Annotated in this window: 14 protein-coding genes; 8 read left to right on the top strand and 6 right to left on the bottom strand. The window is 69.3% G+C overall.

The genetic code is table 11. The features are described 5' to 3' along the window. Window positions 1-85: 85 nt before the first annotated feature. From yidC to rpmH, 4 genes are read right to left on the bottom strand one after another with little or no spacing between them, the layout of a single operon-like run. Window positions 86-1078: a membrane protein insertase YidC gene (yidC, locus tag QCZ28_RS16475; RefSeq protein WP_030331869.1), complete on the bottom strand. Its 993-nt coding sequence runs from the start codon at window positions 1076-1078 to the stop codon at window positions 86-88. After that, complete coding sequence (gene yidD, locus QCZ28_RS16470) at window positions 1075-1371, bottom strand: membrane protein insertion efficiency factor YidD (protein ID WP_279517479.1); 297 nt, start codon at window positions 1369-1371, stop codon at window positions 1075-1077. The genes yidC and yidD overlap by 4 nt, the downstream gene beginning before the upstream one ends. After that, on the bottom strand, window positions 1368-1784 hold the full coding sequence (rnpA, locus tag QCZ28_RS16465) for a ribonuclease P protein component (protein ID WP_279517478.1): 417 nt from the start codon (window positions 1782-1784) through the stop codon (window positions 1368-1370). Before rnpA ends, yidD begins: the two co-directional genes overlap by 4 nt. Window positions 1785-1818: 34 nt before the next feature. Further along, a complete protein-coding gene (gene rpmH / locus QCZ28_RS16460; RefSeq protein ID WP_007453904.1) occupies window positions 1819-1956 on the bottom strand; it encodes a 50S ribosomal protein L34 in 138 nt (45 codons plus the stop codon). Window positions 1957-2585: 629 nt separating this feature from the next. On the opposite strand from rpmH, the gene dnaA reads away from it, so the two are divergent. The 5 genes from dnaA (at window position 2586) to QCZ28_RS16435 (ending at window position 8989) form a co-directional block, all read left to right on the top strand. Next, window positions 2586-4415, top strand: a complete 1830-nt coding sequence (gene dnaA / locus QCZ28_RS16455) for a chromosomal replication initiator protein DnaA (protein WP_279517477.1) — start codon at window positions 2586-2588, stop codon at window positions 4413-4415. A gap of 776 nt (window positions 4416-5191) precedes the next feature. Beyond that, on the top strand, window positions 5192-6325 hold the full coding sequence (gene dnaN / locus QCZ28_RS16450) for a DNA polymerase III subunit beta (protein WP_196920367.1): 1134 nt from the start codon (window positions 5192-5194) through the stop codon (window positions 6323-6325). A gap of 40 nt (window positions 6326-6365) precedes the next feature. Further along, a complete protein-coding gene (gnd, locus tag QCZ28_RS16445) occupies window positions 6366-7238 on the top strand; it encodes a phosphogluconate dehydrogenase (NAD(+)-dependent, decarboxylating) (RefSeq protein WP_279517476.1) in 873 nt (290 codons plus the stop codon). A 16-nt stretch (window positions 7239-7254) separates the two neighbouring features. Continuing rightward, a complete protein-coding gene (recF, locus tag QCZ28_RS16440) occupies window positions 7255-8388 on the top strand; it encodes a DNA replication/repair protein RecF (protein WP_279517475.1) in 1134 nt (377 codons plus the stop codon). After that, on the top strand, window positions 8378-8989 hold the full coding sequence (locus tag QCZ28_RS16435) for a DciA family protein (RefSeq protein ID WP_279517474.1): 612 nt from the start codon (window positions 8378-8380) through the stop codon (window positions 8987-8989). Before recF ends, QCZ28_RS16435 begins: the two co-directional genes overlap by 11 nt. A gap of 10 nt (window positions 8990-8999) precedes the next feature. On the opposite strand, the gene QCZ28_RS16430 is transcribed toward QCZ28_RS16435, so the two are convergent. Continuing rightward, the gene (locus QCZ28_RS16430) at window positions 9000-9227 is read right to left on the bottom strand and encodes a hypothetical protein (RefSeq protein WP_030331879.1); all 228 of its coding nucleotides are present in this window, start codon (window positions 9225-9227) and stop codon (window positions 9000-9002) included. Window positions 9228-9355: 128 nt separating this feature from the next. On the opposite strand from QCZ28_RS16430, the gene QCZ28_RS16425 reads away from it, so the two are divergent. Beyond that, window positions 9356-9844 carry a MarR family transcriptional regulator gene (locus tag QCZ28_RS16425; protein ID WP_279517473.1) on the top strand — a complete coding sequence of 163 codons (489 nt, stop codon included), beginning with the start codon at window positions 9356-9358 and terminating at the stop codon, window positions 9842-9844. On the opposite strand, the gene QCZ28_RS16420 is transcribed toward QCZ28_RS16425, so the two are convergent. Further along, the gene (locus QCZ28_RS16420; protein ID WP_030331882.1) at window positions 9829-10383 is read right to left on the bottom strand and encodes a hypothetical protein; all 555 of its coding nucleotides are present in this window, start codon (window positions 10381-10383) and stop codon (window positions 9829-9831) included. The two genes, QCZ28_RS16425 and QCZ28_RS16420, sit on opposite strands and share 16 nt — an antisense overlap. Before the next feature lie 521 nt (window positions 10384-10904). On the opposite strand from QCZ28_RS16420, the gene gyrB reads away from it, so the two are divergent. After that, the gene (gene gyrB, locus QCZ28_RS16415) at window positions 10905-12851 is read left to right on the top strand and encodes a DNA topoisomerase (ATP-hydrolyzing) subunit B (RefSeq protein WP_279517472.1); all 1947 of its coding nucleotides are present in this window, start codon (window positions 10905-10907) and stop codon (window positions 12849-12851) included. Between the two features lie 130 nt (window positions 12852-12981). Next, window positions 12982-15504, top strand: coding sequence for a DNA gyrase subunit A (gene gyrA / locus QCZ28_RS16410; RefSeq protein ID WP_279517471.1), 2523 nt, complete (start codon window positions 12982-12984; stop codon window positions 15502-15504). The last annotated feature ends 1 nt before the right edge of the window (window position 15505 follow it).

Genomic DNA, 15505 nt, shown 5'->3' with positions numbered 1-15505 from the left:
GTCGGTTCCACCCGGCGCCGGCCGTACGGCGGCTGCGCGGTGCGGAACGGGCCGCCGCCGGATCACCGGCGGCGGCCCTCACACATCAGCCCTGCCGCTTGGCGGGGCGGCTCTTCTTCGGGTTGTTCACCGGCTTCGCGCCCGGCTTCGGCCCGGCCACCTTGGGTGCTGCCGCCTTGACCGGCACCGGCGGGGCCGCCTTGCCGCGACCGAACAGGCCACCGGACTTGGCGGGCTGCACCGGGTTGCGGGAGGTGGCGGGGGCGGCGGTCTTCTTGGTGGCGGTCACCGGCGGCGGGAACTTCCGCAGCACCCACTGCTGCTGGCCGAGGGTGAAGAGGTTGTTGGTGACCCAGTAGATGATGACGCCGATCGGGAAGATCGCGCCGGAGATCAGCAGCGACGCCGGGATGCCGTAGAGCATCAGCCGCTGGATCATCCGCTGCTGCGGGTCCTCCGCCCAACCGGTCTTGAGGATCATCTGACGGCTGGTCAGGTAGGTGGTCGCGATCATGACCAGGACCAGGACACCAGCAATGATCTTCACCGTGCTGCCGTTGGCGCCGAGGCTGGCCAGCTCGTCGGCGGTGGAGCCGAACTTGCCGGCGATGGGAGCGGTGAAGAGCTTCGCCTGCGAGGCGCTCTGGAACTGGTCGACGGTCCAGCCGTAGAGGGTCTTGTTCTGCTTGTCGGGGTCGAGCCGGCGCAGCACGTGGAAGAGACCCAGGAAGACCGGGATCTGAAGGAACATCGGAAGGCAACCCATCAGCGGGTTGGCCTTCTCCTTCTTGTACAGCTCCATCATTTCTTTCTGGAGCGTCTCCCGGTCACCCTTGTGCTTCTCCTGAAGCTCCTTGACCTTGGGCTGGAGCGCCTGCATCGCCCGCTGCGACTTGATCTGCTTGACGAAGACCGGGAACAGGATCACCCGGACGGTGACCACCAGGAAGACGATGGCCAGGATCCAGGCGAAGTTGGTGCCGAGCACCGCGCCGACCGGCACCCCGATGGCGTCCCAGGCCGAGTGCCAGGTCAGCAGGATCCACGAAATCGCGTAGTAGATCCAGTCGAGACTCAATTCGGGGCTCCAGTCACATCAGCACGGCGGCGGCCGCCCGGCTCCGGCACCGGGTCATGTCCACCAGGGTGAAAGGGGTGGCAGCGCAACAACCGCCGGACCGCCAGCACGGCTCCCCGGAGCGCGCCGTGTCGAGCGACCGCTTCCTGGGCGTACGCACTGCACGACGGGTAGAACCGACAGCGAGCCGGCAGTGCCGGACTTATCCACCGACGGTACGCGATGATGGGCGCGATCAGCACCTTGGCACCGGTTGTCGACGGGCGGGGGCTGGTCTGTTCGGTGTCAGTCATCGGGACCGTCGCTCCCGGGGCGACCTGGCGACCGCGATGGCGGCGTCCAGATCGGCGGCGAGCCGGGGGTACGACGCCTGCGCCGCGGCGGGCAGTGCCCGGACGACCAGCGTGCTGCCGGCGGGCAGGGCGCTCAGCCGTTCCCGGACCAGTGCCCGCAGTCGGCGGCGGACCCGGTTGCGGGTCACCGCGTTGCCGACCGCCTTGGACACGACAAAGCCGGCACGGGAGGGCGCGGACGACTGCTCCGCACTGTTGTCCCGTGCCGGCTTCGGCGAGGTCGGTGTGCTGGGGTCGACGGTCACCGGCACGGCCAGGTGGACCACGACGGCGCCACGTCCGGCGCGTCGGCCACCGCGAACCGCTGCGGCGAAGTCAGTGCTGCGCCGCAGTCGCTGTGCGGCGGCCAGCACGACTGCCCACGTCCCCTGGACCGGCCCGGTCGGCTCAGGCCGACAGGGTGGTGCGACCCTTGGCGCGACGGCTCGACAGGATGGCACGGCCGGCACGGGTGCGCATGCGCAGCCGGAAGCCGTGGGTCTTCGCGCGCCGGCGGTTGTTCGGCTGGTAGGTGCGCTTGCTCACGTCAGGCTCTCCGTTTTCGTACGCGCCCCGCGCGACGGGATCGCCGGGGTCGTGTGGTGGTCCAGGCCACCGCGACGGTGGCCCACGATCGGTGCTGTCCGGCGGGGCGGGACCTCGGCGGTGCGAGGATGCGACCGCGGACAGCAAGCACCCATCACCCTAGCAGAGGGCGAGAAAGCAGCCGTTCCAGCCTACGCAGGGGGGCAATGGCCGTCAAACACCCCGAGCAGCGGACAACGGGACGCGCCCGAGGCGCGAGGACGGTTTTCGCTGATGCCGACAAGGGTGCCGCCGCGTCGCCGGTTGATGGCGCAGGGACAACGCTGTTACCGTGCCCGATTGCGGTGAGCGTCGGAAGCTCCGGTCGTCGCACAGGCAAGACCGGACAAGGCAGTGAATCGTTCGGCACGGTGAACCCGCTTCAGCGCCCGTTCAGGCAGGGGCAGGTGCCACCCGCGTCCGGCGGTGGCCACAATCGGTCGGTACACAGGCTGTGGATAACTTGTGGATGACCACCGGTCGATCGTCCGGGTGGGTGTTGTTCCACCCGCGAACGCGGCGGGCCCGGGACGGCCGGCTGGCAGACAGACAGCGGCGGCCGGGAGCAGAGGCGAGGGGGTGGCACGACGGTGGCCGGTACGACCGACCTTGCCGCAGTGTGGTTAGCGGCGACCGACGAACTCGCCGACGAGATCATCTCCGCCCAGCAGCGTGCCTATCTACGGCTGACCCGGCTGCGGGCGATCGTCGAGGACACCGCGCTGCTCTCCGTCCCGGACGCGTTCACGCGCGACGTGATCGAGTCACGGCTGCGCCCGGCGATCACCGAGGCGCTCACCCGCCGGCTCGGCCGACCGATCCAGGTGGCGGTCACCGTTCGGGTGGCCGAGGACGCCACCGGCCGACCGGCTGGCACCGTCTACCGCAGCGCTCCGGAGGCCGGGCAGCTCGACCTCGACGGCCCGGGGGTCGCGTCGTTCGAGGACGACCAGGACGCCCGGCCGTCCGCCGACGCGATGATCCCCGAGCAGTCACCCGCGCCGCGTACGACCGATCCGGTGGCGCCGCCCGCGCCGGCGGGTCCGCCGCTCGCGCCGCCCGTCGACGGGCACCGCTCCGGGATGATCCCGGCCAGCAGGGACGGGCAGGAGGCGTTGTTCAGCGCCGCCTTCGCCGAGCCCATGCGGCCGAACCGGCCGGGCCCGGATCGGCGCGGCTACGACGAGCAGGCGGCCCGCCTCGACCCACCCGGTCCGGACACCCGGCCCTACGAGCCCCGCTACCGGGAAGACTCGGCGTCGCCACGCGACCAGCACGTGATCCGCTCGCTCCCCCGGGACAGCGGAACGGACAGCGGCCCGGGTCGCAGTGCTGTGGACCACCGCAACGGTGGCCGTGACGACCGCCGGTTGCCCGGCGCCGACACCGGTGGCAACCGGCTCAACCCGAAGTACATGTTTGAGACCTTCGTCATCGGCTCGTCCAACCGGTTCGCCCACGCGGCGAGCGTGGCGGTGGCGGAGTCGCCGGCCAAGGCGTACAACCCGCTGTTCATCTACGGGCACTCGGGGCTGGGCAAGACGCACCTGCTGCACGCCATCGGGCACTACGCCACCACGCTCGGCAACGCCCGCTCGGTCCGGTACGTCTCGACCGAGGAATTCACCAACGACTTCATCAACTCGCTCCGGGACGACAAGACCAGCGCGTTCCAGCGGCGTTACCGCGACGTCGACATCCTGTTGATCGACGACATCCAGTTCCTGGAGAACCGCGAGCGCACCCAGGAGGAGTTCTTCCACACCTTCAACACGCTGCACAACGCCAACAAGCAGATCGTGATCACGTCGGACCGGTCGCCGCGCCAGCTCGCCACCCTCGAGGACCGGATGCGAACCCGGTTCGAGTGGGGGCTGCTGGCCGACATCCAGCCGCCGGATCTGGAGACCCGGATCGCGATCCTGCAGAAGAAGGCGGCGCAGGAGCGGATGTACGCCCCGCCGGACGTGTTGGAGTTCATCGCCTCCCGGGTGTCGAACTCGATCCGGGAGCTGGAGGGCGCGCTGATCCGGGTGACCGCGTTCGCCAGCCTGACCCGGTCGACGGTCGAGCTGTCGCTGGCCGAGGAGGTGCTGCGGGACTTCATGCCCGACGGCGCCGGCCCGGAGATCAACGCCGACCAGATCATGGCCTCGACGGCGGACTACTTCGGGGTGAGCCTGGAGGACCTGCGGGGCCAGTCCAGGTCCCGGGTCCTGGTCAACGCCCGCCAGGTGGCCATGTACCTGTGTCGGGAGCTGACCGAGCTGTCGCTGCCCCGGATCGGGCAGGCGTTCGGTGGCCGGGACCACACCACAGTGATGCACGCCGACCGCAAGATCCGTCAGCAGATGGCCGAGCGCCGCTCGCTCTACAACCAGATCGCCGAGCTGACCAACCGGATCAAGCAGAACAGCTGACGGGTACGACCGCCGTCGCGGCGGTGCACAGCCTGAGGACACGCCCGGCCGGATCTCCGGTCGGGCGTTCTTTTCGGTCAGTCAGCTGGACTCTCGACATGGTGTAGACCACAGGATCGAGGCCGTGACCGCCTCGATCCCCACTCGTTGTCCACAGCTCGTTATCCACCGTCGGTGGATAACTACGGTCCGTCCTCCGCCAGTTACCCACAGGCTGTGGAGAAACCCTGTGTACGAGGCTGTGGACGCCTGGGGACGACGGTCGGGTTATCCACCGATGACCGTCGACCTGTGTACGGGCTGTTGAAGGTTCTGGGGATGACGGCAATGGTGATCTTCCCCGCGATCCACAGGCTTGGGGAGAAAGTCGGTGGATTACCGGTGGACAACCGGTGGACAACGGTGGACAACCGGCCGTCGTCGCCGGGCTGTGGACACAGAAGCCGGTTGTACCCCCGGTTCTCCACAGCTAAATCACCGGTGGATAACCTGTCTGAGCTGCGCAGACCTCGGTTTTCCACAGTTTGCACAGGTGCGATGAAGACGATGAGTTATCTCTTCTAAGAGAACAAAAACCAATCATCACCGTTGGGCTTTCTGTGGATCGGGCCGAACGCTGTCGGACCAGCCCGTCAGCATCGACACGATCCATGGGGTCGGGCGCACAGCCGATGTCCCTGCGCCCTAAGGTGCGATGGGTACCCGCACGGTCGGGCGGGACGGTAGGCAGCGGTCGGCATGAGAGAGTTGTCGCTGACGTCGACGCGGAGGCATTGATGAAGTTCCGAGTGGAGCGCGACGCGCTCGCCGAGGCTGTGGCGTGGACCGCGAAGAGCCTGCCCAACCGGCCGTCCGTACCGGTGCTCGCCGGGGTGATGCTCCGCGTCACCGACGGCAACCTGCGGGTCTCCGGGTTCGACTACGAGGTCTCCAGCCAGGTGACCGTCGAGGTGCAGGGCGACGCCGACGGCGCCGCGCTCGTCTCCGGCCGCCTGCTCGCCGAGATCACCAAGGCGTTGCCGGCCAAGCCGGTCGACATCGCCGCGGTCGGCGCGCACCTCGAGTTGGTCTGCGGCAGCGCCCGGTTCACCCTGCCCACCATGCCGGTGGAGGATTACCCCGCGCTGCCCGAGATGCCGCAGAGCGCCGGCACTGTCGACGCCGCCGCGTTCGCCACGGCGGTCTCCCAGGTGGCCATCGCGGCCGGTCGTGACGAGACGCTGCCGATGATGACCGGTGTCCGCGTCGAGCTGTCCGGCGACACGTTGTCGATGCTCGCCACCGACCGGTACCGGTTGGCGCTGCGCGAGATCCAGTGGCGGCCGGACGACCCCGAGGTGAGCATCAACGCCCTGGTGCCGGCCCGCACCCTGAACGACACCGCCAAGGCCCTCGGCCCGCTGGGCGGCGAGGTCACCCTCGCCCTCGCCCAGGGGGCCGCTGGTGAGGGCATGGTCGGTCTCGCCGGCGGCACCCGTCGTACCACCAGCCGGCTGCTCGACGGCGCCAACTACCCGCCGGTGCGGTCGCTCTTCCCGGCCACGCACAACGCCGCGGCCCGCGTCCCGGTCAGCACGCTGATCGAGGTCGTCAAGCGCGTCGCGCTGGTCGCCGAACGCACCACGCCGGTGCTGCTCAGCTTCAGCGCCGACGGCCTGGTGGTCGAGGCCGGCGGTTCCGAGGAGGCGCGGGCGAGCGAGGCGATGGAGGCCACCTTCACCGGTGACCCGCTGACCATCGGCTTCAACCCGCAGTACCTCATCGACGGTCTGGCAAACCTGGGCGCTCAGACGGCCGTGCTCTCGTTCGTCGACGCCTTCAAGCCCGCGGTGATCTCACCCGCTGGCGAGGATGGCGAGGTCATTCCGGGGTACCGGTACCTCATCATGCCGATCCGCGTCTCGCGCTGATCGCGCCCAGCAACACCCAGATCCACGGAGGTAGAAACACATGCAGCTCGGCCTAGTAGGACTCGGCCGTATGGGCGGCAACATGCGGGAGCGGTTGCGTTCGGCCGGGCACGAGGTGGTCGGCTTCGACCACAACGCGCAGATCAGCGACGTTACGACCCTTGCCGGCCTGGCGGAGAAGCTTGAGTCCCCGCGCGCGGTCTGGGTCATGGTGCCCGCCGGTGTCACCGATGCCACCATCGACGAGCTCGCCGAGGTGCTCGGCGAGGGCGACATCGTCATCGACGGCGGCAACTCGCGCTTCAGCGACGACGCCCCCCGCGCCGAGCGGCTCAACGAGCTGGGCATCGGCTACATCGACGTCGGCGTCTCCGGCGGCGTCTGGGGCCGGCAGAACGGCTACGGGCTGATGGTGGGCGGTTCCCAGGAGCACGTGGACCGGCTGATGCCGATCTTCAACGCGCTCAAGCCGGAGGGCGAGTTCGGTTTCGTGCACGCCGGCCCGGTCGGTGCCGGGCACTACTCGAAGATGGTGCACAACGGCATCGAGTACGGCCTGATGCACGCCTACGCCGAGGGCTACGAGCTGATGGCCGCCTCGGAGCTGGTGACCAACGTGCCGGGTGTCATCAAGTCCTGGCGGGAGGGCACCGTCGTCCGTTCCTGGCTGCTCGACCTGCTGGACCGGGCGCTCGACGAGGACCCGGAGCTGGCCGACCTGAGCGGCTACACCGAGGACACCGGCGAGGGTCGGTGGACGGTCGACGAGGCGGTCCGGTTGGCGGTGCCGCTGAACGTCATCACCGCTTCGCTGTTCGCCAGGTTCGCCTCACGGCAGGACGACTCGCCCGCCATGAAGGCCGTCTCCGCGCTGCGTCAGCAGTTCGGTGGCCACGCCGTGCACAAGCGCTGAGCGGCGTCCACAACCTGTGTACGTTCACCGGCTGGAACTGGTCGACTTCCGCTCGTACGAGCGGGTGGGCGTCGACCTCCAGCCGGGGGCGAACGTCCTGATCGGCGCCAACGGTGTCGGTAAGACCAACCTCGTCGAGGCGCTGGGCTACGTGGCGACCCTGGACTCACACCGGGTCGCCACCGACGCGCCGCTGGTCCGGATGGGCGCATCGTCCGCGGTGATCCGCTGCGCTGTGGTGCACGACGGCCGCGAGCTTCTGGTCGAGCTGGAGATCGTGCCCGGCAAGGCCAACCGGGCCCGGCTGGGCCGCTCACCGGCGCGGCGGGCCCGGGACGTGCTGGGGGCGCTGCGGTTGGTGCTCTTCGCCCCCGAAGACCTTGAGCTGGTCCGGGGCGACCCGGCCGAGCGTCGCCGCTACCTGGACGACCTGCTGGTCAACCGCCAGCCCCGGTACGCGGGTGTGCGGGCCGACTACGAGCGGGTCGTCAAGCAACGCAACGCCCTGTTGCGTACCGCGTACCTGGCCCGCAAGACCGGTGGGTCCCGGGGCGGTGATCTCGGCACCCTGGCGGTCTGGGACGCCCATCTGGCCCAGCACGGCGCGGAGCTGCTCGCCGGCCGACTGGAGCTGGTGGCCGCACTGAGCCCGCACGTGGCCAAGGCGTACGACGCGGTGGCCGCCGGTCGGGGGGCGGCGAGCATCACCTACCGGCCGTCGATCGAGCTGGCCGAGCCGACCACCGATCGGGCCGCGTTGGCCGAGGCGCTGACGGCGGCCCTGGCCGCGTCCCGTTCCGCCGAGATCGAACGGGGCACCACCCTGGTCGGCCCGCACCGTGACGAGTTGGCGTTGAGTCTCGGCCCGCTGCCCGCCAAGGGGTACGCCAGCCACGGCGAGTCGTGGTCGTTCGCGCTCGCGCTGCGGCTGGCCGGCTACGACCTGTTGCGCTCCGACGGCATCGAGCCGGTGCTGGTGCTCGACGACGTCTTCGCGGAGTTGGACACCGGCCGCCGGGAGCGGTTGGCGGAGCTGGTCGGCGGGGCGAGTCAGCTGCTGGTGACCTGCGCGGTGGACGATGACGTGCCGGCCGCCCTGCGCGGCACCCGCTACCAGGTCGGCGAAGGGACGGTACGCCGTGTCGGATAAGCCAGGCACCGAGCGGCCGGCGGCAGGCGACGCTGCGGCTGCGCGTACTCCGAAGGTTGCTGCGGAATCGGCGGGCGGTGAGCCGGCGGCGGCCGCCAGCGGGCCGGAGCTGGCCCGGGCGGTGCTCGACGCGGCGCTGTCCCGGCGGCAGGCGGCGGCCCGCGCCCGGCGTGCGCCCGGCGGTGGCGACGCTGCCGGCGGCTCGGGGCGGCGCTTGCGTGGCTACTCCGGCCCGGGCCCCGACCCGCGCGATCCGCAGCCGCTCGGCGCGGTGCTGAACCGGCTGGTGAAGGCGCGCGGCTGGCAGCAGCCGGCGGCCGAGGCCACCGTGTTCGGCGCCTGGGAGCGGGTCGTCGGCGCTGAGGTGGCGCAGAACAGCCGCCCGGTGAAGTTGGAGAACGGCGAGCTGACCGTGGAGGCGCGTTCGACCGCCTGGGCCACCCAGCTGCGGCTGTTGGCCGGTTCGCTGCTCAAGCAGATCGCCAGCGAGGTCGGTCACAACGTGGTGCGCAAGCTGCACATCCACGGGCCGGCCGCGCCCTCCTGGGGCAAGGGTCCACGCCGGGTGCGCGGCCGGGGCCCACGCGACACGTACGGCTGAGCCCGCCGGCTCAGCCGCGCCGGTCCGCCTCGCGGGCTGCGCGCTTGCGTTCCCGCTGCTCCCGGGTGTGGCGCTTGCGCTCGGCCAGGTCGCGTTTCCACGCCTCGCGGGCCTCGGCCGAACCGCCCTGCACCGCGCCCTGCACCCCTTCGGCGGGTCCGGCGAGGTGCCGGAAGGCCCACCGCATCAGTCGGCCGCCCTCGCCCGGGGCCCTGGTGACCGCGCCGTCCTCGCTCATCTGCCGCCTCTTTCCGCGTCACGTCGTCTCGCCGGGCCGGGCCCGACACACGAGCAGACCGTTGGGGTACGAATGGTTGGTGCACCAATGATCGGTACGATAGTCATCGTGCGCAGGGAGGGCAACCGATGAGCGAACGACCGGACGGCGTCGACCCGCTGGCCCTGGAGCAGCAGGTGTGCTTCGCCCTCTCGGTCGCCGCGCGCAGCGTGGTGGCCGTCTACCGGCCGCTGCTGGAACCGATGGGGTTGACCCACCCGCAGTACCTGGTGATGTTGGCCCTCTGGCAGCACGCGCCGCTGTCCGGCCGCGACCTCAGCCGCCTGCTCCAACTCGATCCGGGCACGCTGTCACCCCTGCTCAAGCGGCTGGAAGCAGCCGGCTACCTGCGCCGGGAACGCGACCCGAGCGACGAGCGCAGCCTCGCCGTCACCCTCACCGCCAGCGGCGCCGCGCTGCGGAGTCAGGCGGAGCTGATCCCCGCCGCGATCGTGCAGCGGCTCGGGCTGCCCGTCGAGGACCTGCAACACCTGCACGCCGTGCTCACCCGGCTGATCATGGCCGCCAACCGGCCGGCCGCCCCGGAGACGGACGCGGCGGCTCAGGCGTCGGCGTAGACGGCGAACCCGCGCTCGGCGCAGCGCCGGTAGAACGCCGCCAGCACGCCCAGCTCCGCGCAGGTGAAGTTCCACTGCGGCGGATCGCCGCGCTCGTCACGCAGCGCGTCGAGCCGACTCTCCAGCCAGCGCAGCTGCTGTTCGGCCAGCCGGCCGTCGCCGAGCAGAGCACGCAGCACGGTGCTCACCGACTCGAAGGTGACCGCCTCGCCGGTCGGGCGGTGCGCGGCCACGAACCGTTCGATGCCGCTCGCGATCCAGGAGCAGCCGTCCGGGTCGATCACCGGGTCTTCGTCCTCGGCGGCAGCATCTGTGGCGTACAACACACCTTCGAGGCCGAGCAGGAGATCCACCAACTCGGTGTACGCGGTCGCCCGGATGGTGCCGGTCTTCGCGATGAGCTCGGCCAGCGCCGCTGTCGGCGCGGAGATGCGCGGTAGGTCGACGATCTCGCCGAAGTCGACGAACTCGGCCGGCGCCACCGGATCGTAGAAGCGGCCGGTCCGCGGCCAGTGCACCGCGACGTTGTCCAGCCCCATCTGTCACCTCTTAAAGAGCACGTGTCGGGTCGATCGGGTCGATCGTCCCGGTTCCAACCGGTAAAGATCAAGGCTGGTTCCGGGGCGCCGCAAACGTACGGCACTGACGGTTCGGCCGCGACCCCCGACCCGCCCGACCGCGGGTCAACCCGTTCCGGGGCGGCGCGTGCGAAGGGGGCCTGGCGTGTGGGGGGAGTCGTGGGCGACGGGGTTCTGCCGGCTATGGACTTCTCAGCCGCCTCGCTGAGGGTGCCGAGTGGTGGTTCTGTCCTCCGCGCACAGTAGGATTGACAGTGAGACGAAGACCCGGTGCGGGAGTGGGACGGGGCCGGTGGCCCAGGTTCATTCTCCACGTCGGGTCGAGCCGATCGCGATCCGCGGGCAACCGCGGCGACCGGCGCGTTCGACCCGCTGTCCGGAGGTCTCCGGCGCCGGTCCGCGCGCCGACGTCGCGTCCTGTCCGCCGAACCCGCGCCCGACGCGCCCCTACCGGCGCGGCTGACGCGAGAAAGTGGCCGAGGGTGGCAGCGCAGGACAAGCAGGAGTACGGCGCAGAGTCGATCACCGTTCTCGAGGGGCTGGAGGCCGTTCGCAAGCGGCCCGGTATGTACATCGGGTCCACCGGTGAGCGCGGTCTGCACCACCTCGTCTGGGAGGTTGTCGACAACGCTGTCGACGAGGCGCTGGCCGGATACTGCGACACCATCGACGTGGTGCTGCTCGCCGACGGCGGCGTCCGGGTCACCGACAACGGCCGTGGTTTCCCGGTCGACCTTCACCCGAAGCTCAAGAAGCCGGGTGTCGAGGTCGCGCTGACCGTGCTGCACGCCGGCGGCAAGTTCGACGGCAAGGCGTACGCGGTCTCCGGTGGTCTGCACGGCGTCGGTGTCTCCGTGGTGAACGCCCTCTCCACCCGGATGGCGGTGGAGATCCACAAGTCCGGTTTCGTGTGGCGGCAGCAGTACACCAACTCCAAGCCCAGCCCGCTGGACAAGGGCGAGACCACCGACCGCACCGGCTCGGCGGTCTCCTTCTGGCCCGACCCCGACGTCTTCGAGACCGTCGACTTCGACTTCCAGACCATCTACCGGCGGCTGCAGGAGATGGCCTTCCTCAACCGCGCCCTGCGCATCCACCTGCTCGACGAGCGGGTGGCCGAGGAGGAGGACGGCCGGCAGCGCGAGGTCACCTTCTACTACGAGGGCGGCATCTCCGACTTCGTCCGGCACCTCAACGCCTCGAAGAACCCGATCCACAAGACCGTGGTCGAGTTCGGGGCCGAAGAGGAGGGCATGTCGGTCGAGATCGCCATGCAGTGGAACGAGTCGTACGGCGAGTCGGTCTACACCTTCGCCAACACCATCAACACCCACGAGGGCGGCACCCACGAGGAGGGCTTCCGGTCCGCGCTGACCAGCGTGGTCAACCGGTACGGCACCGACAAGAAGCTGCTCAAGGGCGACGAGAAGCTCTCCGGCGAGGACATCCGTGAGGGGCTCGCGGCGATCATCTCGGTCAAGCTGGCCAACCCGCAGTTCGAGGGCCAGACCAAGACCAAGCTGGGCAACACCCCGGTGAAGAGCTTCGTGCAGCGGGTCTGCAACGAGTGGCTGGTCGACTGGTTCGACCGCAACCCGGCCGAGGCCAAGATGATCATCACCAAGGCCTCCCAGGCGGCCCGGGCCCGGATCGCCGCCCAGCAGGCGCGCAAGCTGGCCCGGCGCAAGTCGCTGCTGGAGTCCGGCTCGATGCCGGGCAAGCTGGCCGACTGCCAGTCGACCGACCCCCGCGAGTCCGAGGTGTTCATCGTCGAGGGTGACTCGGCCGGTGGCTCGGCCAAGCAGGGTCGCGACCCGCGGACCCAGGCGATCCTGCCGATCCGCGGCAAGATCCTCAACGTGGAGAAGGCCCGGATCGACCGGGTGCTGAAGAACAACGAGGTCCAGGCGCTGATCACCGCGCTGGGCACCGGCATCCACGACGACTTCGACATCGAGAAGCTGCGGTACCACAAGATCGTGCTGATGGCCGACGCGGACGTCGACGGCCAGCACATCCAGACGCTGCTGCTCACCCTGCTGTTCCGCTTCATGCGTCCGCTGGTCGAGCTGGGGCACGTCTACCTGGCCGCCCCGCCGCTCTACAAGATCAAGTGGAACAAGAAGGGCGACGATGCCCAGTACGCCTACTCCGACCGCGAGCGGGACGGCCTGATCGCCCTGCGCCAGCAGAAGAAGGCGAACGCCAAGCCGGACGACATCCAGCGCTTCAAGGGCCTCGGCGAGATGAACTATCCCGAGCTGTGGGAAACCACCATGAACCCGGCGACGCGTACCCTGCGTCAGGTCACTCTCGACGACGCGGCGACCGCCGACGAGTTGTTCAGTGTGCTGATGGGTGAGGACGTCGAGGCGCGCCGGTCGTTCATTCAGCGCAACGCCAAGGACGTGCGGTTCCTGGATATCTGACGGACTGCGATGGATCGGCCGGGCAGGGCCCGGCCGATCCGGCAGTCCACAGAGTTATCCACAGCTTGGCCGGTATCCACAGCGGTTATCCACAGCACGAAAACGACTCTGAGTCTGATAAGGGTATACAGTGACCGATTCTCCCGAGTCCACACCGAACGAGCCCGAGGTCCCCGCCGAGGCCATCGCCGCGGTGGTCGCGCACGACCGGATCGAACCGGTCGGGCTCGAGGTGGAGATGCAGCGCTCCTACCTCGACTACGCGATGAGCGTCATCGTCGGTCGCGCGCTGCCGGACGTCCGGGACGGCCTCAAGCCGGTCCACCGCAAGATCCTCTACGCGATGTTCGACTCCGGCTACCGCCCGGACCGCGGCTATGTGAAGTGCTCCCGCGTCGTCGGTGACGTGATGGGTCAGTTCCACCCGCACGGCGACTCCGCGATCTACGACGCGCTGGTCCGGATGGCGCAGCCCTGGTCGCTGCGCTACCCGCTGGTCGACGGCAACGGCAACTTCGGCTCACCGGGTAACGATCCGGCTGCGGCCATGAGATATACGGAGTGCAAGCTCGACCCGCTCGCGATGGAGATGCTGCGGGACATCGACGAGGACACCGTCGACCTGCAGGACAACTACGACGGCCGGGCCAAGGAGCCCACCATCCTGCCGTCGCGGATCCCCAACCTCCTGGTGAACGGCTCCGAGGGCATCGCGGTCGGCATGGCCACCAAGATCCCGCCGCACAACCTGCGGGAGATCGGCGCGGCCGTGCAGTGGTGCCTGGAGCACCCGGAGGAGGACGAGGAGACCACCCTCGAAGCCCTGCTCGGCATCGTCAAGGGCCCGGACTTCCCGACCTACGGCCTGATCGTCGGCACCACCGCGATCCAGGACGCGTACCGCACCGGTCGCGGCTCGATCCGGATGCGCGCCGTGGTGGAGGTCGAGGAGGACAAGCGGGGTCGCCCCTGCCTGGTCGTCAGCGAGCTGCCCTACCAGGTCAACCCGGACAACCTCGCCGAGCGGATCGCCGAGCTGATCAAGGAGGGCAAGCTCGCCGGGATCGCCGACATCCGCGACGAGTCCTCCGGTCGTACCGGCATGCGGATCGTGCTGGTGCTCAAGCGCGACGCGGTCGCCAAGGTGGTGCTGAACAACCTCTACAAGCACACCCAGCTCCAGGAGACCTTCGGCGCCAACATGCTGGCCCTGGTCGACGGGGTGCCGCGCACGCTCAACCTGGCGCAGTTCATCCGCTACTACGTCGAGCACCAGATCGACGTGATCCGCCGGCGGACCGCGTTCCGGCTGCGCAAGGCCGAGGAGCGGGCGCACATCCTGCGCGGTCTGGGCAAGGCGCTGGACGCGCTGGACGAGGTGATCGCCCTGATCCGGCGCTCGCCGACCGTGGACGACGCGCGGCAGGGCCTGATCCGGCTGCTGGAGATCGACGAGATCCAGGCGACCGCGATCCTGGACATGCAGCTGCGCCGGCTCGCCGCGTTGGAGCGGCAGCGGATCGTGGACGACCTGGCCAAGCTCGAGCTGGAGATCGCCGACCTCAAGGACATCCTTGCCAAGCCGGAGCGGCAGCGGAAGATCGTCTCGGAGGAGCTGGGCGAGATCGTCGCCAAGTGGGGCGACGACCGCCGTACACAGATCATCCCGTTCGACGGCGAGGTCTCGATGGAGGACCTCATCGCCCGCGAGGACGTGGTCGTCACGATCACCCGCACCGGGTACGCCAAGCGGACCAAGGTCGATCTGTACCGCTCGCAGCGACGCGGCGGTAAGGGCGTCAGCGGCGCCACGCTGCGGCAGGACGACATCGTCAGCCACTTCTTCGTCTGCTCGACCCACGACTGGATCTTGTTCTTCACGAACAAGGGCCGGGTCTACCGGGCCAAGGCGTACGAGTTGCCGGAGGCCAGTAGGGTAGCCAAGGGCCAACACGTGGCCAATCTGCTCGCCTTCCTGCCCGACGAGCAGATCGCGCAGATCATTGAGATCCCGAACTACCAGGTAGCCCCCTATCTGGTACTGGCCACGAAGAACGGCCTGGTGAAGAAGACGCGGCTCGAGGAGTTCGACTCCAACCGTTCCGGCGGCATCATCGCGATCAACCTGCGCGATGAGGACGAGCTGGTCGGTGCTGCGCTGGTTGCCCCGGAGAACGACCTGCTGCTGGTCTCGAAGAAGGCACAGGCGATCCGGTTCAACGCCTCCGACGAGGCGCTGCGGCCGATGGGCCGGGCCACCTCGGGCGTGATCGGCATGCGCTTCACGGACGACGACGTCCTGCTGGCCATGGAGGTCGTGCGGGAAGGTTTGGACGTTCTGGTGGCCACGAACGGGGGATATGCCAAGCGCACCCCGATCGAGGAATACCCGGTGCAGGGCCGGGGAGGTAAGGGCGTGTTGACTGCGAAGATCACCGAACGGCGCGGTGGTCTGGTTGGCGCGGTGGTGATCGATCCGGACGACGAGCTGTTCGCGATCACCAGCAATGGTGGTGTCATTCGGACTCCGGTGAAGCCTGTACGCCGTACGCGTGACCGGAACACAATGGGGGTCAAGCTGATGGACCTCCCGGACGGCGTGACTATCGTGGCGATTGCTCGCAATGCCGACGAGCCTGACGAACAGGACTAGT

The organism is Micromonospora sp. DH14, from assembly GCF_029809455.1.
Classification (GTDB): Bacteria; Actinomycetota; Actinomycetes; order Mycobacteriales; family Micromonosporaceae; genus Micromonospora; species Micromonospora parva.
Note: the sequence above shows the minus strand (reverse complement) of the source record. Positions and strands in the feature narration are given on the sequence as shown.